The organism is Hungatella sp. SB206 (assembly GCF_051132295.1).
Classification (GTDB): Bacteria; Bacillota; Clostridia; order Lachnospirales; family Lachnospiraceae; genus Hungatella; species Hungatella effluvii.
On record NZ_CP096603.1, the window covers coordinates 1,945,992 to 1,972,601 of the forward strand.

Here is a 26,610-nt window from a genome sequence, read left to right on the forward strand (position 1 = left end):
AATACGTCCCCCCTTCGCAGGCTTTCAGGAGGGTTTATGGGAGTTTTATACAAAGAAGTAAAACATATCATTGACCAGCAGTATGAGGCGGAATCAAAATTTCTGGAGGAGTACAGAAAGGAAAGCCATACCATCACCAATCCTTTCGTTGTGCTTAATCCATATCTGATTGCGCCTCTTACCGCGCTTGTCATGTTTGAGAATGAAAAACCGGCTTTCGCCAAGGTTACGGTGAAAGGAAAAGAGGCGGCGGGAGACTATATGTACCGCCCGAAATCAGACGCAAGAAAGATGGTTCTTCCAATATACGGCCTGTACGAGGACTATGAGAATACCGTAGTCATCGAACTGAGCACAGGGGAGACCGCGGCTCTTAAGATCGTGACAGAGAAGGCTTCCGAACGGTTAAAGAAGCCAACCTCCATCGAAACTACGCCGGAGTACATGGAAGACAACGTCATGATGGTAAGTCCGACTTCACCGGCTTATACGGCGGCTTACGACTATGCGGGGGACGCGCGCTGGTATAACACGCTGAATCTGGCTTTTGATTTAAAGCGTGTCCGCAATGGACGTCTTTTCGTGGGAACCGACCGTCTGGTGGCTCCGCCTTACCATACCACCGGCATCTACGAGATGGGAATGATTGGAAAGATCTATAAGGAATTCCGCATTCCGGGCGGATATCACCATGATGAGTGGGAGATGGAAAATGGAGATATTTTGATCTTGACCCAGTATCTGGCCCGTGGTACTGTAGAAGATGCATGTGTTATGGTAGACAGAAATACCGGAGAGATCTTAAAGGAATGGGATCATCAGGACGTGCTTCCTGTTTACCCGGTCGGCGGCTCCGGAAGCCAGGATGCACACGACTGGTTCCATAACAATGCGGTATGGTACGACAAGAAGACGAATTCTCTCACCTTCTCCGGACGCCATCAGGATATCATCATCAACCGTGATTTTGAGACAGGGAAGCTGAACTGGATTATCGGTGATCCGACCGGCTGGCCGGAAGACATGCAGAAGTATTTCTTCAAACCGGTGGGCGGGGACTTCGACTGGCAGTATGAGCAGCACGCCTGCATGGTGCTTCCAAACGGCGATATCATGTGCTTCGACAACGGCCACTGGCGTTCCAAGGAGAAGGAACACTACGTGGACGCGAAGGATAACTTCTCCCGCGGTGTGATCTATCACATCGACACGGACAACATGACGATCGAGCAGGTATGGCAGTACGGAAAAGAGAGAGGCGCCGAGTTCTTCTCCTGCTACATATGCAACTGTGAGTACTATGAGAGAGGCCATTATCTCGTTCATTCCGGCGGTATCGGCAAGCTGAACGGAGAATGGATGAACATGCCTGGCGCAGGTATGACGGCGGCCATCGACGATGGATCGGCTGAACTCAGTTCCATCACCGTAGAGGTGAAGGACGATGTCGTTCTGTATGAGATGCATCTGCCGGCCAACTATTACCGTGCGGAGAAGCTCCATTTATACGACGAGGGCGATGCAGTGACCTTCGGACGCGGGGAGGTTCTTGGAAGTATCGGTATGACCGAGGAATTCCTGACGGAAGTACCTGCAGAAGACGGCGGCATGGTCCCGGATTCCTATAAGACGAAGATTGCAAAGGAAGCAGACCGCCTTGTATTTAAGGCAAGCTTTGAAAAGGGCACGCTGGTCATGCTGAATTTAGAGGGCGAAAACGGAAGCCCGACACGTCACTACTTTGTTCCAACCACAAAGCGCCCGTTCCTGGCCATGTGCGTAGGCACATTCCTGGAGCACGATGAGAGAGCCGTGGAATTCCCTGTCAGCGGTGAGGGAATAGAAGGAACATATAAAGTTACCGTTACCATCGATGAAAAGAAATATGATACAGGAGTTACAGTAAACTTCTAAACAATTTCTTTATCATACCAATGAGACTGAAGGAGTCAATAAAAGGAGGATACACTCAATGGGTTACAAAGTAAGCTTTGAAGAAGCGAACAAGATCTTTGCAGCGCTCCAGGATGAATACGAAATCTGGGCACCGAAAAGATTTGTAGGAAAAGGAAGATATTCCGACACCGATATGATCAAGTATGACAAGATTAACACTGTAGAAGAGATCGAGTATATGGATAAGTCCGATTTCCCTGCAAAAGAAGTGTTAAGCCCGATCACAGAATCCCTGTTCTATTTCACAGAGGACGAGTACATTGAGAGCAAGGCTACAGGCAAGAAGCTTTTAATCTTCATGAGACCGTGTGATATCCATGCACAGCATCATCAGGAGAAGATCTACTTAAGCAACGGCGGCTTCGAGGACATGTACTATAAGCGCATGAACGAGAAAGTGAAAATCGTCATGATGGAATGTACCACAGGCTGGGATACCTGCTTCTGCGTAAGCATGGGTACCAACAAGTCCGAGGATTATTCCATGGCAGTCCGCTTCGGCGAAGGCGAGTTAAGCCTGGATGTGAAGGATGACGCGTTCGCTCCTTACTTTGAAGGCAAGAACAAGTCCGGATTTAAGCCGGAATATGTTGAGAAAAATCAGCTGACCGTTGAAGTTCCGGAGATTCCGAACAAGGAAGTATTAACCAAGTTAAAGAACCACCCGATGTGGAATGAATACAATAAGCGCTGTATCTCCTGTGGTGCCTGTACCGTAGCCTGCAGCACCTGTACCTGCTTCACTACCACAGACATCATCTACAATGAAAATGCCAACGTTGGCGAGAGAAAGAGAACAACCGCTTCCTGTCAGGTTAAGGGCTTCTCCGATATGGCCGGCGGCATGAGCTTCCGCAACACAGCCGGAGACAGAATGCGCTTTAAAGTGCTTCACAAATTCCATGATTACAAGGAACGTTTCCAGGATTACCATATGTGCGTAGGCTGCGGCAGATGTATCGACCGTTGTCCAGAATACATTTCCATCGCTGCTACTGTAAAGAAGATGGCGAATGCGATCGATGAAATCGTTGCAGAAGAGAATAAATAGGGAGAGGTGGACGAAGAGATGAATAACATAGTAAAACCTGTTGCATGCAAGATTCTTGAAGTTAAGAGAGAAAGCTTACATGAATATACATTTAAAGTTGCAACCGATATTAAACCGGAGCACGGACAGTTCTTACAGCTCTCCATTCCGAAGGTAGGAGAGGCTCCTATCTCCGTCAGCTCTTTCGGCGACGGCTGGATGGATTTCACGATCCGTTCCGTTGGTAAAGTAACCGATGAGATTTTCGAGAAGCAGGCCGGCGATACCTTATTCCTTCGCGGCGCTTACGGAAAAGGCTGGCCGGTAGAGAAATTCCAGGGCAAGCATGTGGTAGTTATCACAGGCGGTACTGGTCTGGCTCCTGTAAAGAGCATGTTAAACATGTTCTATGACAATCCTGATTACGTAAAGAGCGTAACCTTAATCAGCGGATTCAAGAACGAGGAAGGCATCATCTTCAAGAACGACCTTGATAAGTGGCATGACAGATTTACCACATTCTATACACTGGACAGAGATCAGAAGGAAGGCTGGAACACAGGTTTTGTAACCGAGTTTGTTTCCAAGGTTCCATTTTCCGAGTTTGACGGCGATTACGAAGTAGTAATCGTTGGACCGCCGCCAATGATGAAGTTCACAGGCCTGGAAGCTGTTAAATGCGGCGTTCCGGAAGAGAAGATCTGGGTATCCTTCGAGCGTAAGATGTCCTGTGCTGTCGGCAAATGCGGCCACTGTCGTATCGACGAGGTTTATGTTTGCTTAGACGGCCCGGTATTCAACTATACACAGGCCAAATATCTGGTTGACTAAGGAAAGGAGCGAATAGAGAATGAATCACGATATTGATATTAAAAAAGTACGTATCAACTGTTTCAGACAGTCAAAGGTAGCGGGAGAGTTCATGCTTCAGCTCCGTGTTCCGGGCGCTTTAATCGAAGCGAAACACTTAACCATGGTTCAGGAAATCTGTGAGAAATGGGGCAACGGCACCTTCCACATGGGTACAAGACAGACCTTAAACATTCCTGGAATCAAATTTGAGAATATCGAAGAAGTAAACAAATACATCAAGAAATACATCTCCGATGTTGATATCGAGATGTGTAACGTGGATATGGAATCCGATGACTACGGCTACCCGACAATCGGCGCCCGTAACATCATGTCCTGTATCGGCAACGCACACTGTATCAAAGGCAACATCAACACCTATGAGCTGGCCCGCAAGATCGAGAAACTGATCTTCCCGTCCCACTACCACATCAAAGTAGCTGTCGCAGGATGTCCAAACGACTGTGTAAAGGCAAACTTTAACGATTTCGGTGTTATGGGTGTCAACAAGCAGGTTTATGATATTGACCGCTGTATCGGATGCGGCTCCTGTGTGGAGGCGTGTGAGCACCATGCAACAGGCGTATTAAGCCTGAATGCCAACGGAAAGATTGACAAGGACGCATGCTGCTGCGTAGGCTGCGGCGAATGTTCCCTGATCTGCCCGACAGGCGCATGGACCAGAGGCACCAAGAAGCTTTACCGCGTAACCTTAGGCGGCCGTACCGGCAAGCAGAATCCGCGTGCAGGCAAGCTGTTCTTAAACTGGGTAACCGAGGATGTTGTTTTAGGCATGTTCGGAAACTGGCAGAAGTTCTCCGCATGGGCGTTAGACTACAAGCCGGAGTACTTACATGGCGGTCACTTAATCGACCGTGTCGGATACAAAGAGTTCGTAAAACATATCTTCGAGGGTGTTGAATTCAATCCGGAAGCAAAGATGGCAGACGATATTTACTGGGCTGAGAACGAGCAGAGAGGCAATATGCACGTTATGCCGATCTCCCAGCACAAGCATGCCGGCCCGGCTGAAACAGCAAACTATACATTTACACAGAAATAAATAATGGAAAGGGAGGGCGCGCCATCTACATCAGACCACCGCGCCCTCCCTGTTTCATTGAAACACCGGGGTACGCAGAGCTGCTGCACATGATGCACGCTGCAAAGATACCCGGCGCGATTTGTTACGATAAAAAAGCAGGAAAATTGAGCGTACTGTGCCTCCTCAGAGACATCCCCATGGACTTCTCCCAGGCACGCACCCCGAAAATTGGTATAAAATTCCCCCTCACACCCCTTATCCAAAAAGTGAGTCCAATTTTCCCTCAATCATTCCCGCTTTTTTTATGGTTATATTTTCCCGTTTCAATAGTTACAGTTCACTCCCCACCAGGGGCACCGCAGTCCGGTTCGGCCGGGCAGGCTTCCTCAGCCTTTCCTGTGACTTTGCAGGGTATTAGAAGTTCTTAACGCGCAAAATTTTTCGTTCAGGTGAAATTCCCATTTGTCTGAGCGCAGCGAGTTTGGGAATTTCACCTGGTTTTTAGAAAAAATCTGCACGTTTAGAACTTCTTATGCCCGAAACCGGAACTGGAAAGGCTGAGGAAGCCTGCCCGGCCGAACCGGACTGCGGTGCCCCTGGTGGGGAGTGAACTGTAACTTTCAATACATCTGTTACAAAACCCCTGTTTTATACATCTGTTCTAAATAAGAATTTTATGATAAAATAGACAGGTCTTAAAACACAGAAAGAAGAGGAAAACAATGGCATATTTCCCATTTTTTATGGATATAGAAGGGCAGCGATGCTTAATCGTCGGAGGCGGAATCGTTGCCTGCCGGAAGGTAGAGGTTCTTTTGGACTACGGACCGGAGATCGTCGTCGTGTCCCCTGAGATGACGGACCGTATGGTACGGTACGGCGAAACTGCGGGCGGTAAGGTAACGCTTCTTTGCCGGGAGTATCAGGAGGAAGACTTAGACGGCGTGGATTTTGTGGTCGCGGCCACGGCGGATGAAGAACTGAACCGGCGGATTTCCCTGGTCTGCAGAGAACGGCGGATTCCGGTGAATGTGGTGGATGTCAGGGAGGAATGCAGCTTCATTTTCCCGGCCCTGATCAAGGACGAGGATATTACCGTGGGAATCTCCACCGGAGGAAGCAGCCCCACCATCGCACAGTATTTAAAGGCAAAGTTCCGTGCTGCGATTCCGGAGGGCTTCGGGAGACTGGCTGCTGAGCTGGGGACGTACCGGGAGCTGGTGAAGGAGCGGGTGCCCATCCTTTCTGTCAGAACCGCGGTCTTTAAAGAGATGGTTGAGGAAGGAATCCGTCAGGGCGGAACATTTAACAGGGAACAGGCGGAGCAGTTGATTGACAGAAAGTTAGAGGAATTGGAGAAAGACCATGAATAAGATGATTCGTATCGGGACGAGAAAGAGCGCTCTGGCGATGGTACAGACAGAACTGGTGGCGGAAGCGCTGAAACGCGTTCAGCCGGGACTTTTGGTCGAGACAGTGACGAAAGTGACGGAAGGGGACCGCATCTTAAATAAGCCCCTGCTGGAGTTTGGCGGAAAGGGCGTCTTCGTGACGGAATTCGAACAGGCGCTGTTAAAGGGCGAGATTGACTTTGCGGTACACAGCGCCAAGGATCTTCCCATGGATTTGGAGGACGGACTGGGGATCGTGGCCGTGCCCCCGAGAGAGGACCCGAGAGACGTGCTGATGACGCCTGCAGGAACCGACTTAAGCGCGAAAAAGGAGATTGTTATCGGTACCTCTAGCTTACGGCGTAGGCTCCAGATCGAGGCGCTGGGAAAGAAGCTGTGGCCCGGTTCAGCTGTGCGGTGTGAGGATATCCGGGGAAATATCCAGACGAGGATCAGAAAGATGGATGAAGGCCTCTATGACGCGATTATTCTGGCCGCTGCGGGCCTGAAACGCATGAAGATGGTAAATCCTCCGGCTGACGGTCTGGAGGAGTATTTTGAGACAAATGGGACGTATGATTTTCATTACTTTGACTGCGAGACGTTTATTCCGGCCGGAGGACAGGGAATTCTGGCCGTGGAGGGGCGGATCGAGGACAGGACCTGCGAGTTGGCGGTGCGCATCCAGGACGAGGAGGCGAAGACGTGCCTCATACTGGAACGGAAGATATTAAAGCTGCTGGAGGCGGGCTGTCACGAGCCGATCGGCGTGTACTCCAGAATCAGGGACGAACAGATCGAAGTATTTGGAATCAACAGACGGGACGGAGAAACGAAGCGTGTGTATCTGACAGGCGGAACCGGGGAGCTGGAACTTCTTGCGGAACGCGCGGCGAAAGGACTGAGATAGAGATGAAGGAAACGGGTAAAGTATTTCTGGTCGGAGCAGGCCCTGGAGATCCGGGACTGATTACGGAAAAAGGGTTAAAGAGGCTGCGGGAATGTGATGTGGTGGTCTACGACCATCTGGCATCTGAGCGCTTTTTAGACGAGGTTCCGGAGGAGAGCCAACGGATATATGTGGGGAAAAAAGCGGGCTGCCACTACATGAAGCAGGAGGAGATCAACCAGCTCCTGGTGGACCTGGCCAGGGAGGGAAAGAACGTGGTCCGGTTAAAGGGCGGTGATCCCTTTGTCTTTGGACGCGGCGGGGAAGAGGTGATGGCTGTTTCCCGGGAAGGCATTCCTTTTGAGGTGGTATCCGGAGTCACATCGGCGGTCGCCGCGCTGGCATCGGCGGGGATTCCGGTGACGCACCGGGCCGTCAGCAGGAGCTTTCATATCATGACCGGCCATACCATGACGGAGGCGGGGAAGCTGCCTCTAGATTTCTCGGAGTTTGCAAAGCTTTCAGGAACTCTGATCTTTCTCATGGGGCTGACTCATCTTCCGCTGATCGTAAAAGGGCTTCTGGAGAACGGAAAACCGGGAAGCACGCCAGCGGCGGTTATCGAAAAGGGCACGCTGCCAGGACAGCGCGTCGTGCGCGGAACGCTTGACACCGTGGAACAGCGGGTGGCGGAGGAAGGGATCGGAACTCCGGCCATCATCGTTGTGGGGGAAGTGACTGCGCTGGATTTCGCTTCCACGTATCACGAGCCTCTGGAAGGGGCCAGAGTGGCGGTGACCGGAACGGATTTGCTGGCAGCCAAGCTGAGAAAGAGTCTGGAGGAGGCAGGAGCCTATACGGAGTGTGTCCTCAGCATGGAACTGGAATCCCACCGGTCCGGTGAGGCGATGAAGACCGCCTATGAGAGACTGGCGGATTACGGATGGATCGTATTTACCAGCGCCAATGCGGTGCGCGAGTTCTTTCTCGGCCTTCTGGAGAGTGGAAGGGATAACCGCAGGCTCGGCCATGTGAAGTTTGCTGCCGTAGGTAAGGGAACGGCAAAGGAACTGCTTCAGTACGGATTTACAACGGATTACATGCCGGAGGAGTACTGCGCGGCCGCCCTGGCCGAGGGTCTTAAGAGCGTTGTGAAGGAGGGGGAACGCCTCCTGATCCCGAGGTCGGGAAAAGGCTCGCCGGAATTGGTTGAGATTCTGGACAGCGCCGGAATCGTGTACGACGATATCGTCCTTTACGATGTGGCAGAGCGGAGAAAGGAAGCGAAGGAAATGGCGGAATCCCTCAAAAAAGCGGATTACTTAACGTTTGCCAGTGGTTCCGGAGTGGACGCCTTCTTTGAAAATGCGGGTGAGGACGTGACCGCGCTTCTGGACGGGATACGTGTGGTGTGTATCGGCGATATTACGGCCAGAAAGCTGGAGGAGCACGGAAGAAAGGCAGATGTGACAGCTGCCAGATTTACGGTGGAAGGCATGACGGAGGCCATCTCCCGGGACTGGAACCGGGGAAGCGAAAACTGATTCTCACGCCTTCTGGAGTATTGATGGAAACAAGGAACCTGTCTATAGTGCTTAAATTCACTGAAAAATTCTGAAAAGATATAAAATAAAAACAATAAAATCTTAAAAAAACATAAAGTAGATAAACATTTCCGATTTGATCTTGATATATGTGAATTTTAGGTATATTTTATTACTAGAGGAATGTGAGTGTTCGTGGCGAGCCACTTCACCAGATTCGTGAGGGACCTCATCAGGTGGAGATGACATGCATCGCACGTAAGCGGTCAAAGGGCGCCCGCCAGGTGCTCATAGCAAGGAGGCAGGATCATGGATTATTTGGTTGTTTATACAAGTAATACAGGCAATACAGAAAAAGTAGCGATGAAAATATTCGATTCATTACCGGGCCGTTCGAAGGATATCCAGAGGCTGGAGGAGCTGCATGACGAGGAGGCGGATACCTACTTCGTGGGCTTCTGGAATGACAGAGGCACCTGCGGGAGCCGTGTGATGGAATTCCTATCCGGTCTGCACGGGAAGAAGGTGGCTCTCTTCGGAACCTGCGGGATGGGCGGAAGCAGTGAGTATTTTAAACAGGTAGAGAACCGGGTGTCCGTCTTTGTGCCGGAGGATAATGAGTATCTGGGCTGTTTCCTCTGCGGCGGCAAGATGATGCCGCAGGTACTGGACCGTTACAAACAGATGCAGGCCATCAACGATTCCCCCCAGATCCGGACAATGATAGCCGCGTACGAGGAGGGAATGCTTCATCCCGATGAACAGGATTTCCGGGATGCGGAAGCATTTGTGGAAGAGGCTCTTAATAAGTAACTGGCCGATAAAGGAGAAAAAGCATGGGTATCAAAAATGAGGACGACAATAAAAGCCCCAAAAAACCATTTATATACTACTATTTAATCGTCATGATCGTCATGATTCTGTTCAACGCGCTGATGGTGCCGTGGATACAGTCCAGAACCGTGATCGAGGTGCCGTACAGTACGTTCCTTGAGAAGGTGGACGCCGGGCAGGTAACGGATGTCGCCAGAACGGACTCGGAGATCCAGTTTATTGCGAATACGGGCGAGAAGGACAGGAATGGAAAAGAGATATACGCGACGTATAAGACAGGCCCGTGGCCGGATGAACAGCTGACCGAACGGCTTCTGGCTCATAAAGAAATCAATTTCCAGAAGACAATTGTGGAGCCGGTAAATCCGCTGCTGTCATTTTTCTTAACCTGGATTCTTCCGATTCTGATTTTCGTATTCCTTGGGAATATGATGGCGAAGCAGATGCAGAAGCGCATGGGCGGCGGCAATGCCATGACCTTTGGAAAATCCAATGCCAAGATTTACGCGGAGTCGGAGACCGGCAAGACCTTTGCCGATGTGGCGGGCCAGGAAGAGGCGAAGGATGCCTTAAAGGAAATCGTGGATTTCCTCCATAACCCGCAGAAGTATGCGGATATCGGCGCCAGCCTTCCGAAGGGCGCGCTGCTGGTTGGACCTCCTGGTACCGGCAAGACGCTTCTCGCCAGAGCCGTGGCGGGTGAGGCACACGTGCCGTTCTTCTCTATCTCCGGTTCGGAATTCGTAGAGATGTTTGTCGGCATGGGCGCTTCCAAGGTAAGGGATCTGTTTAAGCAGGCTAACGAGAAGGCCCCCTGTATCGTCTTCATCGATGAGATCGACACCATCGGTAAGAAACGTGACGGCGGCGGCTTCAGCGGCAACGATGAGCGGGAGCAGACATTGAATCAGCTTCTGGCCGAAATGGACGGATTCGACGGAAAGAAGGGAGTCGTTATCTTAGCGGCCACCAACCGTCCCGATTCACTGGATAAGGCGCTGCTTCGTCCGGGCCGTTTTGACCGGAGAATTCCGGTGGAACTTCCTGACCTGGGCGGACGCGAGGCGATCCTGAAGGTACACGGAAAGAATGTGAAGCTGTCCGATGATGTGAATTTCCATGACGTAGCGCTGGCAACAGCGGGCGCCAGCGGCGCAGAACTTGCCAATATCGTCAACGAGGCGGCCTTACGGGCGGTCCGCATGGGCAGAAAGCTCGTGTCTCAGGAAGATTTAGAGGAGAGCGTGGAGGTGGTCATCGCCGGATACCAGAAGAAGGATTCCGGTGTCAGCGTCAACGAGCGGAAGATCATTGCCTACCACGAGGTAGGACACGCACTGGTTGCAGCATGCCAGAGCAATTCCGCACCGGTACACAAGATTACAATTATCCCGAGAACATCGGGGGCACTGGGCTACACCATGCAGGTGGATGAGGAGCAGCGGTATCTGCTCACAAAGGATGAGGCGCTCAATAAGATCGCCACCTTCACCGGCGGCCGTGCGGCGGAAGAGCTGATCTTCCATTCCGTGACCAGCGGAGCTTCCAATGATATCGAGCAGGCGACAAGAATTGCACGGGCCATGGTGACCCGGTACGGCATGAGCGAGACGTTTGATATGGTGGCCTTAGAGACGGTGACGAACCAGTATCTGGGCGGCGATACTTCGCTGGCCTGTGCACCGGACACGGCGAAGCTGATCGACGAGGAAGTGATAAAGATTGTCAGAGAGCAGCACCAGAAGGCCCTTCAGATCTTAAAAGAGAACGAAGGAAAGCTGCACGAGATAGCAGAGTATTTACTGGATAAGGAAACGATAACCGGTGAAGAATTTATGGATATCTTCCATAAAACAAGCGAAAATTCTGTTGAAATCTAATCCCTGATTCATACGGTGGACTGACATCCCTAGTACAGCATTGCATAAATAACTGAGTAACAGTGCCTGATATCTGCGTCAGGTGTGCGTCTGCGAAGCGACGGCGTAGCGGACCCTACGGCTAGCTTCACAGGCGTGCTCCTGGCGTAGATAGCGGGTACTGTTACTCAGGAATTTATGCAATGCTGTACTAAAGTTTCGGGAACCAGGAAACCTCGGTATTTCATGACGGACTGGTCTTTCAGGATCGACATGCGGCGGCGCCACTCCCGTGGTGTCTGCCCCATGGTGTCGTGAAACTGCCGGTTGAAGCTGGACACGGAATGATAGCCCACCTCCTCTGAGATAGAGAGGACAGAGGCCTCCGTCGTTCGAAGCAGAGAGGCGGCCTGGCGGATCCGGGTGTCTGTCAGATACTTAAGCGGACTGGTCTCCATGACGGATGAGAAGATTCTTCTGAAATGAGCCGGACTTAAGCTGCAGAGTTCAGCCAGGTACTCCATAGAAAAATCGTCCATGTAGTGACTGCGGATATATTCCAGTGCAGGAGCGATGACCAGCGCATTTTCAGGCGGCTGGTCATCTTTTTTTTCTGCCGATTCAGCAATCTGCCGGTATGCCCTGGCAAGATCGGTCAGAAGCGTAAGGAAGAGACCGCGTACCGAGATCTCATAATAGTCTTCTTTTCGTTCAAGCTCTCTCATAATCTTCGCCGCCAGAGCGTGGATCTCCGGGTAATCCCGTTCGTTTAAAATCAGGCTGGTCCGGTGCTCCAGAATCGTTAAAAGGTTGAAAATGCGAAGATCCGATCCCGAAAACAATGGCGTTAAGAGCCCCGTGAGATCGACAAACAGGTACGACCATTTGCTTGCCGTACCAGGGGAACTGTAAGTGGTGTGGGGAACATCGCAGGAGATCACGGTCAGATCACCGGTCCCAAACGGCCGTTTCGTATCTTCGAAGATCATGGTGCCGCTGTCCGATTCACAAAGCCCGATCTCCAGGCAGTTGTGGATATGAAGCCGGGGAGAGGCCACGTCGGAGATCCGCCATTCCTCCCCGGATAAGAGGAGAACCGGGAAACGGGAGGATAAGTTGTAGTCACGGAATTCAATGTATGGTCTTTTGCGTCTGGGCATGGTGGGTCCTCCTTTTTTCTATGATCCCATTATATCCGTAAATGATTGAAAATGCAAAGTTTTTGCCGCACTCTGACTGGAATGAGTGCGGCTGTTTTTATATAATTAAGAAAGAAAAGGAAGGAGAAGATTTATTATGGAGAAGACAAAGGGAAGTTTTACACTGCCGGGGGAAGCCGGCTATGAGGAGCTGACGCTCAAGCTGGCGGAACGCTGGGGCGCCGATGTGATCAGAGACAGTGACGGCACGGAGCTGTCGGAGGAGATCACAGGCGCGGGATATGGAATCTATTCCACCATCTGCCTCATACGTGATCACAATGTGTGGGCGAAGGCCCATCCGGACCAGCTTCAGCAGACGTTTCTCGTGACAGAGCCGAAGACGGCGTTTGGCGGGGAACTGACGTTTGACTTGATGGAGGATTTTTTTACCGAACAGTTTACTATAAACGACAGTCCGGAAGCGCTCGCTTACTGGCAGGTCTTTGACCGCACGGAGGAGACGGAGGTATCCCGTGCCAGCTGGCATTATGACAGAAACAGCGGATCGGTGGTACTTGAGGGTGCACATCCATTTCATGACTATACGGTGAATTTCCTGGCATACAGGATCTGGGAAGAAATCTCGATGTACAACCATGTGACAAATAACTGGGAGAAAGAGCATCTGATGCCGGTAGATCCAATCCACGAGGAGACCAGAGAATATCTCTATGGCTGGATGAAGAATTGGTGCGATACCCATCCGGTGACGACGGTAGTCCGGTTTACTTCCCTGTTTTATAATTTTGTGTGGATGTGGGGCAGCAGTGAAAAGAAGAGAAATTTATTTACAGACTGGGGCTCCTATGATTTTACGGTCAGCCCCGCGATGCTGAAGGCGTTTGAGGAGGAATACGGCTACGGCCTGACGGCGGAGGATTTCATCAACCATGGAAAATTTCATGTCACCCATATGCCTCCTTCCAGGCGCCAGCTGGATTATATGGCCTTTGTAAACCGTTTTGTTGTGGACTTCGGGAAACGCCTGGTGGAACTGGTGCACAGCTACGGAAAGAAGGCGTATGTGTTCTACGACGACAGCTGGGTGGGAGTGGAGCCGTATAACGACCATTTTAAGGAATTCGGCTTTGACGGCCTGATCAAATGCGTCTTTTCCGGCTATGAGGTCCGGCTCTGCGCCGGGGCAGAGGTGGAGACGCATGAACTGAGGCTTCATCCTTACTTATTCCCGGTTGGGCTGGGAGGAGCCCCCACGTTCTGCGAGGGAGGAGACCCGGTCCGCGATGCGAAAGAGTACTGGATCCACGTGCGCCGCGCACTGCTCAGGGAAAAGATTGACCGGATCGGTCTTGGCGGATATCTGCATCTGGTGGAAGACTTCCCCGACTTTTGCAGCTATATGGAGACGATCGCGGATGATTTCCGGCGGATTAAGTCCTTCCATGAAGAGGGCGCTGTGTATACACTGCCGATTCGGGCTGCGGTGCTCCATTCCTGGGGAAAGCTTCGTTCCTGGACACTGTCCGGTCATTTTCACGAAACGTATATGCATGACCTGATCCATATCAACGAGGCTCTCTCAGGGCTTCCGGTTTCAGTGGAATTCATAAATTTTGAAGATGTAAAGGCAGGATGCCTGAAAGGCGTCGATGTCCTGATCAATGCCGGGGCTGCGGGAAGTGCCTGGAGCGGCGGGATGGCCTGGAATGACAGTGGTGTCACGGAAGCGGTCTCACGCTGGGTCTATGAGGGCGGCGTGCTTATCGGAGTAGGCGAACCGTCGGCAGCACCCGGGGCATCCGCGTATTTCCGTCTGGCTTCTGTGTTGGGAGTGGACGAGGATACGGGGGCAAAGGTGTGTCATGGACGCTGGGAGTATGAACTGGCGGAGAAACCCGGTCTGATACCGGCGGGAGCTTCCATTCGCGGCAGAAAAGGCATCTGTCTCACAGGCCCCGACACGGAGGTGATTGGGGAAAAGGATGGCCTGCCCGCCATCACGTCTCACCGTTTTGGAGGCGGCACCGCGTTCTATCTCAGCAGCTTCCAGATGACGCCGGAAAATACCAGGATGCTCTTAAACCTGATGGTAAGCGGAATGGGTATAGATTTAAACCAGAAATATCTGACGGACAGCCCCGATACGGAATGCGCCTGGTATCCGGCCTCCGGTAAGCTGGTGGTGATTAATAACAGCGGCGTGGAACGGGAAACCGTGATTCGGATGGAAGCCGGCCGGCAGACGGTGAGACTGGAACCGTACGGCATGGCAGTGCTGGATGGGGCCGTGAACGGTAACCGACCGGAATAAAGGCTGGTATAAAAATGAATTTTCCATTGAAAATCGCCTGAGAGTAGTAGTATAATCTATCCTTGTATGGAAAAGTGAGGAAAGAGGTAGAACAATGGTAAAGGATTTAACGGTAGGGAAACCATCGTCAGTGCTCTGGCGTTTCTCCATCCCCATGTTTGTCAGCGTAATTTTTCAACAGATGTATAATATCGCGGACAGTGTGGTGGCTGGTAAATTTGCAGGTGAGGCGGCTCTGGCAGCCGTTGGGGCATCTTATCCCATCACCATGATCTTTATGGCGGTGGCGGTAGGCAGCAACATCGGCTGTGCGGTCGTCATTTCCCAGCTCTTCGGGGCAAAACGGTGGAAGGAGATGAAGACGGCTATCTACACGACGCTGATAGCCTGTATCGCGCTGAGTCTCGGTCTGATGGCTCTGGGCTTTCTCTTCTGCCGCCCGGTGATGAACCTGATTCAGACGCCGGCCGATATCTTCTCGGACGGAGCGCTGTATTTACGAATTTATATCGGCGGATTTCTGTTTCTGTATCTCTATAATGTGTGTACAGGCATCTTTACATCTCTGGGAGATTCCAGGACGCCGCTCTATTTCCTGATTGGTTCCTCTCTGGGAAATATTCTGCTGGATATGATCTTCGTCATCGTCTTTCAATGGGGGGTGGCGGGCGTGGCGTGGGCGACCTTTATCGCCCAGGGAGCGGCCTGTGTGCTGGCGCTTCTGACTGTACATAAAAGAATTGCGGAGGTAAAGACGGAGGGCAGCTTTCCGCTGTTCTCCTGGAATATGCTGAAAAAGATCAGTGTGGTTGCGGTCCCCAGTATTCTCCAGCAAAGCTTCATCTCGGTAGGCAACATGTTTATTCAGGGACTGGTCAACAGCTTTGGTTCCTCGGTGATTGCCGGCTACAGCGCGGCGGTGAAGCTCAATACCTTCACGATTACCTCATTTACGACGCTGGCAAACGGACTCTCCAGCTTTACGGCACAGAACATCGGCGCAGGGCAGGAGGAACGGGTAAAGAGCGGATTCAAGGCCGGATGGTTCATGGCATTCTGCGTCGCTGTGCCATTTACAATCCTGTTCTTTTTCTTCGGCGGTCCGGCGGTGACCATCTTTATGGAGCAGACAGGCGGAGAGGCCATGAATACTGGCGTTACATTTTTAAAGATCGTCTCTCCGTTTTATGTGGTGGTTGCCACGAAACTGATGGCGGACGGTGTGCTGCGGGGATCCGGCGCCATGGGCTGTTTCATGATCGCTACATTTGCCGATCTGATTCTCCGCGTGCTGATCTCCTTCGTGCTTGCCGGACCGTTTGGTGCGGACGGGATCTGGATGTCGTGGCCCATTGGCTGGACGATCGCTACGGCGCTGTCACTCAGCTTTTATTTGAGGGGGAAATGGAAATTCAGCAGGGATTTATGATCAGCCGAATCTCTGCAGGAGAGCAGGACTCGGCTTTGCATTGACTGGATTCTGCTATACCGGTTTAATAAGATGATGCTCATACAACGTATCAAAGGTATTTACTGCGCCTCCATGCTCGACGATCTTCCCGTCTATGACCTTGTCGATATCAACACCGGTGAAGGAGAGCCTCTTGTGTGTAGGCTTTATTCCAATCCATTCGCCCTCGTGGGTCCCTTCCATGATGAATTCTGAAATCACATAGTCCCCATCCGCGTATTGCTTGATGATTTTCATCGTGTAGTCGGGATAGGTCTTTTTTACATCAATAAGATGCTGCTTCATGCCGTCGACACCCACGTGAATGATGGTTTCTCCGGCTTTTACAACACAGCTTTCAGATACGTACTGCGAAACCCGATCCAGCAGGTTTTCTGAGACTACGGTCTCGTAGAAATAGGTTACAATATCTTTATTCTCCATTCTGACACCTCCATGATGATTCTGGTTGGATCTGCTGCAATTATTTTAGAAGCATTATAACAGGCGGCAGACAATCCGTCTATAACTGTCTGTAATTAAATTTGGTGAAATTTTAGGGAAGGAACAGCGCGATCATGGTATTTTTCAGCATTGAAAAAGGAAGAAGAAGCAAAAAATCAGAAAATTAAGAAAGATGTCTGGAATAAATGGCGGAGAATGTGTATAAAAATAGAAACAATTGTAATAATTGTATACAATTTGAAAATTAACAAATAACATATAAAAAATAAAGAAAAAGTATTGACAAATCAAAACGCATCCGCTATAATAAAGCCAAGATAAGAGATAAGAAAACAAAAACTCCTAAAGAAAAAGGAGAAGAAACAAACTCTTAAGTATCAAAAATATAGAAGAAGGAGGTACAGTCCACCAGAAGCAGTAATTTAGCTTAATTTATAATAAAAATTATAAATTAGGCAAAAGGAAAAACCGATCTGCCGATGCTAAAAAACCAATCTTATAAGATAAAAGCAAAAGAGGAACATCAAAGAGCTGATATCAAAAAAATAAGATAAAATCTATGGAATGTTTAAAGAACTATGATTGTTTCAAGAAGTAGAACAAAAGAATAATCATCTTTGTTATATGACGAGAAAGTATAATGAGGAATGAAAGAAAATTTTGAAATACGAAAAGATGAACAGATAGTAAGAATGAAAAGTAAGAGAATAAACGAAAAACATAGATGAGGAAGAAGAGCAACGGAGAGAGGGAAAATTTCATATAGATCATGTTAGAGAAAGTACCAGGTACAAAAAAAACATGAGAGAAAAGAGGTATCAAGTCCAATGGATGAGATAGTGTAGAAACGGGTATCGAATGAATGTCAAATCAATCGGTACCCGTTTCTATCTGTCTTTTTGTGTAAAAGAAAATGAATAAAGATCCTTTTTCCGATGGCCGGTGAGAAAGCCGGCAGTCGGAATAAGGATCTTTTTTATGTAATATGAAAGTGCTCCTATTACATAAAAAGCCCTCCGGGCAGGATGCGCACTTCGAGCTAAGGAAGCAGGATGCACACTTCGCGCTAAGGAAGTATGGCCGCAGAAGCGACCGCGCTCCGGCGCGAGAGTCCGGCGGGCCGGACTCTTTATGTTTATACGGGATTCTGAGGAACAAACGATGCCGGCACGACTACATGGCTATATTCCCTCTTTCCCTGAATTAACTCGATCAGCCTGGTTACACACGAGCTGGCGATCTGGGGAATGTCCTGCCTGATATAGGAGATGCGGTGATCGTCTGGATAATCGAAGGCTGTAATTCGGTAACGGTCCCACCAGCCGCGGCGGTCCAGGATATGGGAAATGTATTTTGTAAACTCGCGGTTGACACAGAACAGGCCGTCAATCTCCGGATGGCTGTCGAGGAACCTTGCCAGAAGCGCTTCTTTTTCAGCAGGGTCCGTGACGGACAGCGGAATCAGGCACTGATGCTCCGGAGGAAGAAGACAGCCGCCCTCCTCCAGCGCCGCCTTAAAACCTGACAGCCGGTCGCTGGTTACCGTGTTATGGCTGTCGGGAGACAGGAAGGCCGGATGTGCGATTCCCTGAGAGAGGAGATGGCGGACGGCTGTCCAGGTGATTTCTTCATTATCCGTATACACGCAGCTGCACCGTATTCCCTTTAAATACCGGTCGATGAGCACAAAGGGGAAATCGGTGAGATTCAGCTTTAAGATATCCTCATTGTACATCTCATGCTCGGTCGGGAAGATGATGAGACCGCTGGCCCCCCGCTCCTTAAGCTTATGGATGGCGGCCGACTCCAGCTCCTGATTCTCCCGGGTGATGGTGACGGCCAGAATGTAATCGGTGGCGTTTAACTCCTCCTCGATACAATTGAGAAGCTGCTGGTCGATGCTTGTCTTCATGGAAGGCATGATCAGACCGATGGTTTTTGACTTTAAGATTGTCCGGTGGTTGACGGTACTGTTAAACTCTGCGATCATCTGGAGCTGTTCCATGGGGCTTACAAAGGAGCCCTTGCCCTTCTGCCGGGTGATATATCCCTTATCCGCGAGCTCGGCCAGCGCGTTCTTGGAGGTGATATGGCTCACTAAATACTGCTCCGCCAGTTCCCGCTCTGAAGGGATACGGTCTCCGGGCTGCAGGCTTCCATCGTGGATTCTGGACAGAATGTCTTCTATGATCTGTTTGTAGAGTGGAATGCTGTTCATAAGAGGTTACTCCTTACTTAGTATACTAATTATGGATAAGGGGTTGAAGGGCAATGCATACCATTATTATAGTTACATTGAGAAAATAAAGCAAGTCTATTGTAAAAAATATCCAAATAGGAGCGGAAATATCGAGAAAAATTAGAAGGCAATCTATTTTATACTAAGGTTAGTATATTAATTAACCTGCTCAAATAGTATAATGAGTCCAGATGAAGGGAAGGTGTTGCAAATGCATGAAGGAAAGGGCAGGAGACTGAATAAGCCGAAACGGGTAGCGGCTTTTGTATTTATCTCTCCGGCGGTATTATTTTTAGTTGTATTTTCCGTTATACCAATGCTGTATTCGTTTGGGATCAGTTTTTTTCACTATAACACATCCATGAATGCGGATACCATACGGTTTATCGGACTGAAAAACTACGTGAGTGTACTGACGAATAAGCAGTTTCTGGATTCCGCCTGCTGGACTTTTATATTTACCGTATCCGCTGTGGCGCTGAATCTCCTGTTTGGCATGACGCTGGCAGTGGTCCTCACGACGAATTTTCTCCCCAGAATATCCAAAGTGATGAAGACCGTGTTTACGATCCCCATGATGATCGCTCCTATCGTGATTGCTACCATTTGGAAGCTGATGTTTTCACCCATTTACGGTGTACTTAACGGACTGCTGGTTTCCATGGGGCTTGACCGGGTGGAATGGCTGTCCGCAGTGGTTCCGGCCAGAATCGCGCTTGTCATCGTAGAGGTCTGGGCCACCACACCGCTGTGTATGCTTATCTTTATGGCGGCGCTTAAAACCGTCCCGGAGGAGCTTTTAGAGGCCGCGACCATCGACGGAGCAAACTGGAGACAGAAATTCTTCCAGGTGACCATGCCGCTGATTCGTAACTTTACCGTCCTGGTGCTGACCATGCGCTTTATGGACGCGATTCGAATGTTCGATATTGTCTACAACTTGACGAACGGCGGACCCGGGACTTCGACAGAAACGCTGGCGTCCACCATTTACAAAATGGCATTCCGGTATTATAACGTGGGCGAGGGATCGGCAGGCGCGTTTATCTTCTTCGTGCTGATTGTGCTGTTTTCCCTGCTGATTATGAAGCTTACCGGCAAAGAAGAATAGGAGGGAATGAGCATGAAGAAGAAAATATTAAAGTCTGCAGGACTTCTCATCATTCTGCTTTTGCTGGGCGTGCTGTTTTTCTTTCCGGTTTACTGGACGATCATCACGTCGTTTAAGACAAAGGCGCAGGTGTTCGTGGAACGGCCGATCCTGTGGATCGATACACTCTATCTCGATAATTACATAGAGATATTCCGGAAATCCTACGTCGCCACCTTCTTTTCCAACAGTATGCTGGTGGCGGTGAGCACGACGGTTATTTCCCTGGCCCTGGCTACGATGGCAGGCTTCGGGCTGTCCAGGTACCATTTCAAGGGAAATAAAGTCATCAAGAACAGTGTAATTGCAGTCCGGATGATTCCGGCTCTGGTTTACACGATCCCGTATTACATCATTTACAGCAAGATCCATCTGCTGGATACGATGACAGGACTCATTATGGCTTACATATCATTTGCGTTGCCTCTGGCGATCTGGCTGTCCATCAGCTTCTTCTATGAAATACCGGACGAGCTGTATGAAGCGGCCGAGATCGATGGATGTACGGAATACGGAATGTATACGAAAATCGCGTTGCCGTTAGTAAAGGCGGGGCTGGTGGTAATTGCGATTCTGGTGTTTATCGGCGCATGGAATGAATTCGGTCTGGCACTGGTGCTCCAGTCTTCCGATGCAAAGAAGACGCTGCCCATAGGAATTGCCAGCATGGTACAGACTCATAAGGATACCCCTTCCGGCTCACTGGCTGCTGCGGGTGTGATCGCTATGATACCGGCTGTGATATTATCCATGACGACACAGAAATATATTGTGAAGGGCACGATGGCAGGCGCCGTAAAAGGATAAAAGAGCAATACATGAAATTTTAAATAGAAGTATAAATCGAGGAGGAAAGTAATGATGAGAAGGAACGGATTATGGAAACGAGTGGCAACGGCAGCGGCCTGTATGGCGGTTGCAGCAGCAGGTCTGACCGGCTGTAAGGTGGCTGTGTCGGAGGAAATGCAGACGACCGCGGAGACGGCGGCTGTTACAGAAGCGGCTGGGGGGACGGAAGCCTCTGAAAAGAAAACGATTGAAAAGTTTGGCAAAACGCTGGACAATCTGAACCTGGATGGGACGCTTCACGGCCAGTATGCAGGTCAGACGCTTACCGTTCCGGTGATGTCCGGAGATTTTGAAAAGGCGGTCAGCGATGTGGTTCCGCTGTTTGAAGAGCTGTCAGGGGCCAAGGTAGTGGTGGAATCAATTCCCGGCGAGCAGTTTACCGATAAGCTGCAGCTGGATTTAAACAATACGAAGCGGTATGACGTGGTGCTGGCGCCCATCGCTTTCCTGCACAGCTTCGCAAAGGCGGACAAGATAGAGCCGCTTGATACCATGATCAGCCAGTATGCAGGCGAATCCTACGATACTTCGGATTTCCTGCCGGGTCTGTTCGATACATATGGAAACTATGACGGCAAGCTCTGTGCGATTCCTTATAAGCCGGATGTGGAGCTTTTGTTCTACCGGAAGGATTTGTTTGAGGATGAGTCTTTGAAGAAGGCGTATCAGGAAAAGTATGAGACTGAGCTGAAGGTTCCGGAAACGAATGAGGAAATGATGCAGGTTGCGGAATTTTTCACCAAGAGCGTCAATCCGGAATCTCCTGTGGACTATGGTTATTCCACGAACATGCTGAAGGGCTGTACCAGACTGCTGTGGATTAACCGCGGCGGCGACGATGTGGATGAGAATTTAAAGCCTAACATGAACAATGAAGCAGGTATTAATGCTTTAAACCGCGTGTTGAAGCTTCAGGAGTATGCTCCGAAGGAATGGATGCAGATGGGATGGGACGAGGCCAATCAGTTCTTTGCAAACGGCAATGCCGCGATGATGGAGCAGTGGCCTGGCCTGTGGCTGACATGCCAGTCGGATACCTCGGCAGTTAAGGATAAGATCGGCGTAGCAGTCGCTCCTGGTAAAACTCCTGTTCTCGGAGGATGGGGAGTTGGAATATCGGCCGGAAGCCAGAACAAGGAACTGGCCTGGAAACTGATTGAATTTATGACCTCAAAGGATGGAGAGCTGTTAAAAATTGAAAATACCATGGACCCGTGCCGTACCTCCACATACGAGGTGCCGGGAGTCGCACAGTCCAGTCTGCTGTATGGTGCGCTGATGGAATCCTTCCAGTATGCAAAGACGCTGGCCGACGTGGACGTGCCATACATTTCTTCTAAATTAAACGATGTGATGGAATTCCATATTCAGGAAGCCATGGCCGGGAAGGTGACTCCGGAGGAGGCGCTCGCCAATATGGAACAGGAATTCATCGATGAGATGGCGAAAGTGGAGAATTAAGACAAATAATAATTAAATGAACGGGGATAGAAGCATGGAAGAATACTTCAATCATGTCGAGTGGAATTTTATTAATATGAACAGCCCGGCGGACTTATTCTGCCATTATCGGGAGGACGGCACAATTTATCTGGAGGAATATGACAGATGCAGAAACGGCCACCTGCTTCTATCCTCGTTTTTTGTGGACGCGGCTTCCTGCGGGTTTGAGGCAGAGATCCTGGATATCCAGGATGGAGCGGGAATCGGCCTTTACTTTGGGGACGGCTGTTTTGACCGTTATATTCTGGCCGTCGTGGGAAATGGACGGCTGGAGGTGCGGATCCCCAACGGCGTGCCGCTGGGAGATACGTTTCGCTATGACGGACCCAGGCGGTGGTATTCGGCAGCGTCCGTACCGTTTACGAGAGAGCCCCCGTTCCGGCTGGGATTTCAGGCCGCGGAGAAAGGTTTTTCCGTGGTCTGCGACGGTGAAGTGCTGATCGACAGCACGGCGATTGCCGTTCCATGGAGAAAGCCGTATGCAAGGCTGGCGGTGATGGCCGTGAATGACAGCGATGCATCTCCGAAGTCAGGGGCCGTGCTGGGAAAATACCGGATGAGTGGCAGGGAAAATGGGGAGCGGATGGCCGGAGTCTGCGTAGACGGAGAGGGCCGGCCGCTGCCTCAGGTATGGCTCCACGTGGCCGGGATTTCAGGACACAGCGGGCTTACCGATGAAGGGGGCCGTTTCGATCTGGGATATCTGCCTCCTGGGGCTTATCAGGTGATTGGCGGGGCAGAAGGACGGGGATTCTGCCATTTTCCGGTGGAACATGGCGGCAGCGAATACCGATGGTGCCTGGAGCCGTACTGGCAGCAGGACAGCCGCGAAATGATTCCGCAGGGAGAATTAAAAAATGACTGTTTCTTAGCTTCCTTAAACGGCGTGTGGAAATTCACCATGGATCCGCTGGAAACAGGGGAAGAGGAGAAATGGTATCTTCCCGGCAGGCATACCTTTGACCAGAGAATCCGGATCCCCGGTTCCTGGCAGTCTCTGCGGGCTTTTGGGGAAGAATTTCTGGCCGATGACAATTCTCTGCATCAGGCCTCTTCGTTTCGATGTAACTGGAGAGAACAGGGACGGACAGCCTGGATGCAGACGGAGATTTCCGTGGAAAAGGAAACGAGGGTTCAGCTGGTATTGGGAGCTGTATCGGGAATTGCGAAGATATGGCTGGATGAGAAGGAAATTGGCTGTACGGTGGACTTTTATGCGCCCTGCCGTATCCGCCTGGGGCGGCTTAAGGCAGGCAGAAGGTATACGCTGACCATGGAGGTTCTGTATCCGTTTGAAGGGGATCAATGCTGCTTTGGAAAGCAGGGATTCTGGTTTACAGACAGCCCCGGAATCTGGCAGAATGTCTGGCTGGAGGAAGAGAAGGGAGTCCGGATCAGCGAAATTCTGGTGGATGATTACCGAAAAGAGGATGGCGGAATCCGTTTTGGCGGAAGAATAGAAGCCGAGGGGAATCCGGAGACCATGTCGGAGGTGAGCGTGGATTCCGGGACTCTTAAGTGGGACACAGAGAAAGATACTGTATACCGCCTGGATTTCCTTTACCGCGCACCGGAGGGGCACGCGGAGGCAGTGCTCGAGTTTGGAGAGACACGGCTTCCTGTGGATTTCGATGCGACATACGGCAAGGCGTATGACTGCATGACTGTCTATGTAAGGGACTGTGGCCGGAAAGAAGAGGCTCAGTTTAAAACGGAAGCAGGATATCTGGAGATTCTTCGTGTTCTGGCCGGACCAGTTGATTTTAATTGCCGTTTAGAAGTGAATCTTGAAATACCGGGAGAAGACGTAAGGATCGAAGCGCTGGAGCCTTTAACGATTAATAGCCGCGGCATACCGGAGGCTGCATTTCAAATCTTTGGAAAAGGGCTTATGCAGTGGGAACCCGGAGCACCGAACCGGTATATACTCTCCGCGTCGGTTGGTGGGGAGAGCGGCTTTGAGGGAACGTATGAACGCTGGGTTTCCTTTCGCAGTGTGGGGCAGAAGACGGTCAAGGACGGGACTGCGTATGTGACAGTGAACGGAAGTCCGGTCTATCTCCGCGGCGTTCTGGACCAGGGGTATAATCCCTGGGGGATCTATACGTATCCTTCTTTGACAGGAGAGGGACCGGGAAGCGTTTCCTTTGATGTAAAGGCGGCCGGTGAATGCGGATACAATATGATCCGGATGCACATCAAGGACAATGAGCCGGAATGGTACGCCGCCTGTGACCGGGAGGGGGTTCTGGTATGGGACGAGGTTCCTTCCTGCTTCTATGGGACGTGGAAGGATCCGTTGTGGCGCGGGCTGCATCTGCGGCGGCTGAAGGCTATGGCCAGGAAGCAGAACTATCATTCCAGTGTGGTTATGTGTTCTGTATTTAATGAATCATGGGGAATTCTCGGGGATCACGAGCGAAGCCCGTGGGATAACGATGAGGCTCAGAACTGGATTCGTACTTCGGCACAGACATATAGACGGCTGGCGCCAGGAATTCTGGTGGTGGATAATTCGGGGTATGGAAAGACGGGGGAGACGGATATTCTGGACTATCACAGCTATCCGACCGAATTTGCGGATGCAATGGACTTTTTTGAGAGGCTGGATAAGCAGAATTACCCGGGATCGGCGTTTAACTGCTATAACGAGGAAAACCGGCAATTGATGAAGGATGAAGCGGTGGCTGATCTTCTTCAGAGAAATTGCAGGAACCCGTTGAAGGAGACGGTATTTACAGGAAAGGACTGTCAGAAAGGGCAGCCGGTCATCATCAGTGAGTTTGTACACACCAATGAGATTGAACGCCTTGTCCGCATCTGCCGGTTTGCTGGATACGTGCGGATGAATCTGGCCTCTCAGGAGAATGAGGACACCAGCCCGTTTACCTCTCTGCGTGTCAGAAGAGATTTCGGCCTGATGCATCAGGATATGACGCCGGCCGGATACGAGCAGGCCAATCAGGCGGACTTTATCTTTCTGGCGAGACCCTGGCTGACCGGGGTGAAAACGGGAGATGTGGTAAAGGCGCCGGTTTACGCCGGGATCAGAGGAAGGGAACCGGAAGACAGTGATATTCGGGTGCGCTGGAGCCTGGCTGGTGTTGATTTTCTGGGACAGTGGAACCGGGAGATGGACGGCGGTGAGGTTAATATGGGCATTCCGTGGCTGGAAACAGGAAAACCGGGTGAAATTGAAGTGAGGATACCGGGGGGAATCAAGGGCGCCTGGCTGTTTGCCTGGATCACAGACCGCGGCGCCACTCTGTGTGAGCACGATGTACAGTTTGAAGTTGTGACGGAAGAAGAGGCGGGACCGGAGGCGTTTTACTGGAATCCGGAGAACACGGACAGAGAAGTATTTTCTGGCTTTACCGGCAGGGGAAGCATGGAGAAACGCCGCGTATGGTGGGCGGCTGGCAGCGGCCGTGCTTCCTGGCATATTCCTGTGCCGAAGGGATACTGTGGAAATAAGATACTGCGGCTTGAGCTTTCCTCCTGCGAATGTCTGGAAGGAACGAGGCTGACGGATGAGAGGAAGTATCCGTCGAAAGTTCGGATTTACGTACAGGGAGAGCTGTGCGGAGAACTGGTAATTCCGGATCAGCCCTGGGATAAGAGGGCTCTGTTTTCCAATGCGGGGGCGGCGGAAGACGGGATTGCCTCGTACCGCCGTACGGGGACGTATGGTTATGGCTTCCGGTATGATATACCGGTGGAAGTGGAAGAAAACACGGTAGTGTCGATAGAGACGGATGACGGCGGATGCATCATCTATGGAAACCGGATGGGCCGGTATGGGTGTGATCCCATGTTTTTGGACGGGGAAAATGAGTAACAGTTCAGCCTCCGCTTCCGGCTGCTGCCGTCTGACCCGGCGCTCCTGTTTCCCGGATCTTTCCAGTTCCGGTTTCGGGCATAAGCATTTCTAATCGTGCAGGATTTTTCTAAAAGCCAGTGAAAATCCCCAAACTCGCTGCGCTCAGACAGGTGGGGATTTCCCCTGAACGAAAAATTCTGCGCGTTAAGAACTGCTAATACCCTGCAAAGTCACAGGAAAGATCCGGGAAACAAGAGCGC

Annotated in this window: 18 protein-coding genes; 15 read left to right on the forward strand and 3 right to left on the reverse strand. The window is 50.8% G+C overall.

Annotated elements, in window-relative coordinates; genetic code table 11:
* The first annotated feature begins 36 nt into the window (after positions 1-36).
* The 9 genes from M1L66_RS08485 (at position 37) to ftsH (ending at position 11,421) form a co-directional block, all read left to right on the forward strand.
* Positions 37-1,914: an aryl-sulfate sulfotransferase gene (locus M1L66_RS08485; protein ID WP_434692203.1), complete on the forward strand. Its 1,878-nt coding sequence runs from the start codon at positions 37-39 to the stop codon at positions 1,912-1,914.
* Positions 1,915-1,972: 58 nt separating this feature from the next.
* The gene (gene asrA / locus M1L66_RS08490) at positions 1,973-3,007 is read left to right on the forward strand and encodes an anaerobic sulfite reductase subunit AsrA (RefSeq protein ID WP_434692205.1); all 1,035 of its coding nucleotides are present in this window, start codon (positions 1,973-1,975) and stop codon (positions 3,005-3,007) included.
* An 18-nt stretch (positions 3,008-3,025) separates the two neighbouring features.
* Entirely contained in the window at positions 3,026-3,817 is a 792-nt protein-coding gene (gene asrB / locus M1L66_RS08495; RefSeq protein WP_002600905.1) for an anaerobic sulfite reductase subunit AsrB, read from the forward strand.
* Between the two features lie 19 nt (positions 3,818-3,836).
* A complete protein-coding gene (gene asrC, locus M1L66_RS08500) occupies positions 3,837-4,901 on the forward strand; it encodes a sulfite reductase subunit C (RefSeq protein ID WP_055656294.1) in 1,065 nt (354 codons plus the stop codon).
* A 704-nt stretch (positions 4,902-5,605) separates the two neighbouring features.
* Complete coding sequence (locus M1L66_RS08505; protein ID WP_434692210.1) at positions 5,606-6,256, forward strand: precorrin-2 dehydrogenase/sirohydrochlorin ferrochelatase family protein; 651 nt, start codon at positions 5,606-5,608, stop codon at positions 6,254-6,256.
* Positions 6,249-7,184, forward strand: coding sequence for a hydroxymethylbilane synthase (gene hemC / locus M1L66_RS08510; protein ID WP_187022825.1), 936 nt, complete (start codon positions 6,249-6,251; stop codon positions 7,182-7,184). The genes M1L66_RS08505 and hemC overlap by 8 nt, the downstream gene beginning before the upstream one ends.
* Before the next feature lie 2 nt (positions 7,185-7,186).
* Positions 7,187-8,707 carry a uroporphyrinogen-III C-methyltransferase gene (gene cobA / locus M1L66_RS08515; protein WP_434692213.1) on the forward strand — a complete coding sequence of 507 codons (1,521 nt, stop codon included), beginning with the start codon at positions 7,187-7,189 and terminating at the stop codon, positions 8,705-8,707.
* A 309-nt stretch (positions 8,708-9,016) separates the two neighbouring features.
* Positions 9,017-9,520: a flavodoxin family protein BilS gene (gene bilS / locus M1L66_RS08520; RefSeq protein ID WP_187022823.1), complete on the forward strand. Its 504-nt coding sequence runs from the start codon at positions 9,017-9,019 to the stop codon at positions 9,518-9,520.
* 23 nt (positions 9,521-9,543) lie between these two features.
* A complete protein-coding gene (gene ftsH / locus M1L66_RS08525; RefSeq protein WP_187022822.1) occupies positions 9,544-11,421 on the forward strand; it encodes an ATP-dependent zinc metalloprotease FtsH in 1,878 nt (625 codons plus the stop codon).
* Between the two features lie 167 nt (positions 11,422-11,588).
* Here the strand turns inward: ftsH and M1L66_RS08530 are convergent, their stop codons facing one another.
* Complete coding sequence (locus M1L66_RS08530) at positions 11,589-12,560, reverse strand: helix-turn-helix domain-containing protein (protein WP_434692217.1); 972 nt, start codon at positions 12,558-12,560, stop codon at positions 11,589-11,591.
* Positions 12,561-12,696: 136 nt separating this feature from the next.
* On the opposite strand from M1L66_RS08530, the gene gnpA reads away from it, so the two are divergent.
* Both gnpA and M1L66_RS08540 read left to right on the forward strand, forming a co-directional pair.
* On the forward strand, positions 12,697-14,874 hold the full coding sequence (gene gnpA / locus M1L66_RS08535; protein ID WP_434692219.1) for a 1,3-beta-galactosyl-N-acetylhexosamine phosphorylase: 2,178 nt from the start codon (positions 12,697-12,699) through the stop codon (positions 14,872-14,874).
* Positions 14,875-14,968: 94 nt separating this feature from the next.
* Positions 14,969-16,303 (forward strand): MATE family efflux transporter, encoded by a 1,335-nt coding sequence (locus tag M1L66_RS08540; RefSeq protein ID WP_434692221.1) that lies wholly within the window; start codon positions 14,969-14,971, stop codon positions 16,301-16,303.
* Positions 16,304-16,357: 54 nt separating this feature from the next.
* On the opposite strand, the gene M1L66_RS08545 is transcribed toward M1L66_RS08540, so the two are convergent.
* Positions 16,358-16,768, reverse strand: coding sequence for an ester cyclase (locus tag M1L66_RS08545; protein ID WP_434692224.1), 411 nt, complete (start codon positions 16,766-16,768; stop codon positions 16,358-16,360).
* Between the two features lie 1,156 nt (positions 16,769-17,924).
* A complete protein-coding gene (locus tag M1L66_RS08550; RefSeq protein ID WP_187022817.1) occupies positions 17,925-19,007 on the reverse strand; it encodes a GntR family transcriptional regulator in 1,083 nt (360 codons plus the stop codon).
* Between the two features lie 232 nt (positions 19,008-19,239).
* Between M1L66_RS08550 and M1L66_RS08555 the strand changes: the two genes are divergently transcribed.
* From M1L66_RS08555 to M1L66_RS08570, 4 genes are read left to right on the forward strand one after another with little or no spacing between them, the layout of a single operon-like run.
* The gene (locus tag M1L66_RS08555) at positions 19,240-20,139 is read left to right on the forward strand and encodes a carbohydrate ABC transporter permease (protein WP_181988589.1); all 900 of its coding nucleotides are present in this window, start codon (positions 19,240-19,242) and stop codon (positions 20,137-20,139) included.
* 12 nt (positions 20,140-20,151) lie between these two features.
* A complete protein-coding gene (locus M1L66_RS08560) occupies positions 20,152-20,985 on the forward strand; it encodes a carbohydrate ABC transporter permease (RefSeq protein ID WP_187022816.1) in 834 nt (277 codons plus the stop codon).
* Between the two features lie 51 nt (positions 20,986-21,036).
* Entirely contained in the window at positions 21,037-22,488 is a 1,452-nt protein-coding gene (locus M1L66_RS08565; RefSeq protein WP_434692228.1) for an ABC transporter substrate-binding protein, read from the forward strand.
* Between the two features lie 34 nt (positions 22,489-22,522).
* Positions 22,523-26,368 carry a glycoside hydrolase family 2 TIM barrel-domain containing protein gene (locus M1L66_RS08570; RefSeq protein WP_434692229.1) on the forward strand — a complete coding sequence of 1,282 codons (3,846 nt, stop codon included), beginning with the start codon at positions 22,523-22,525 and terminating at the stop codon, positions 26,366-26,368.
* Positions 26,369-26,610 lie beyond the last annotated feature (242 nt).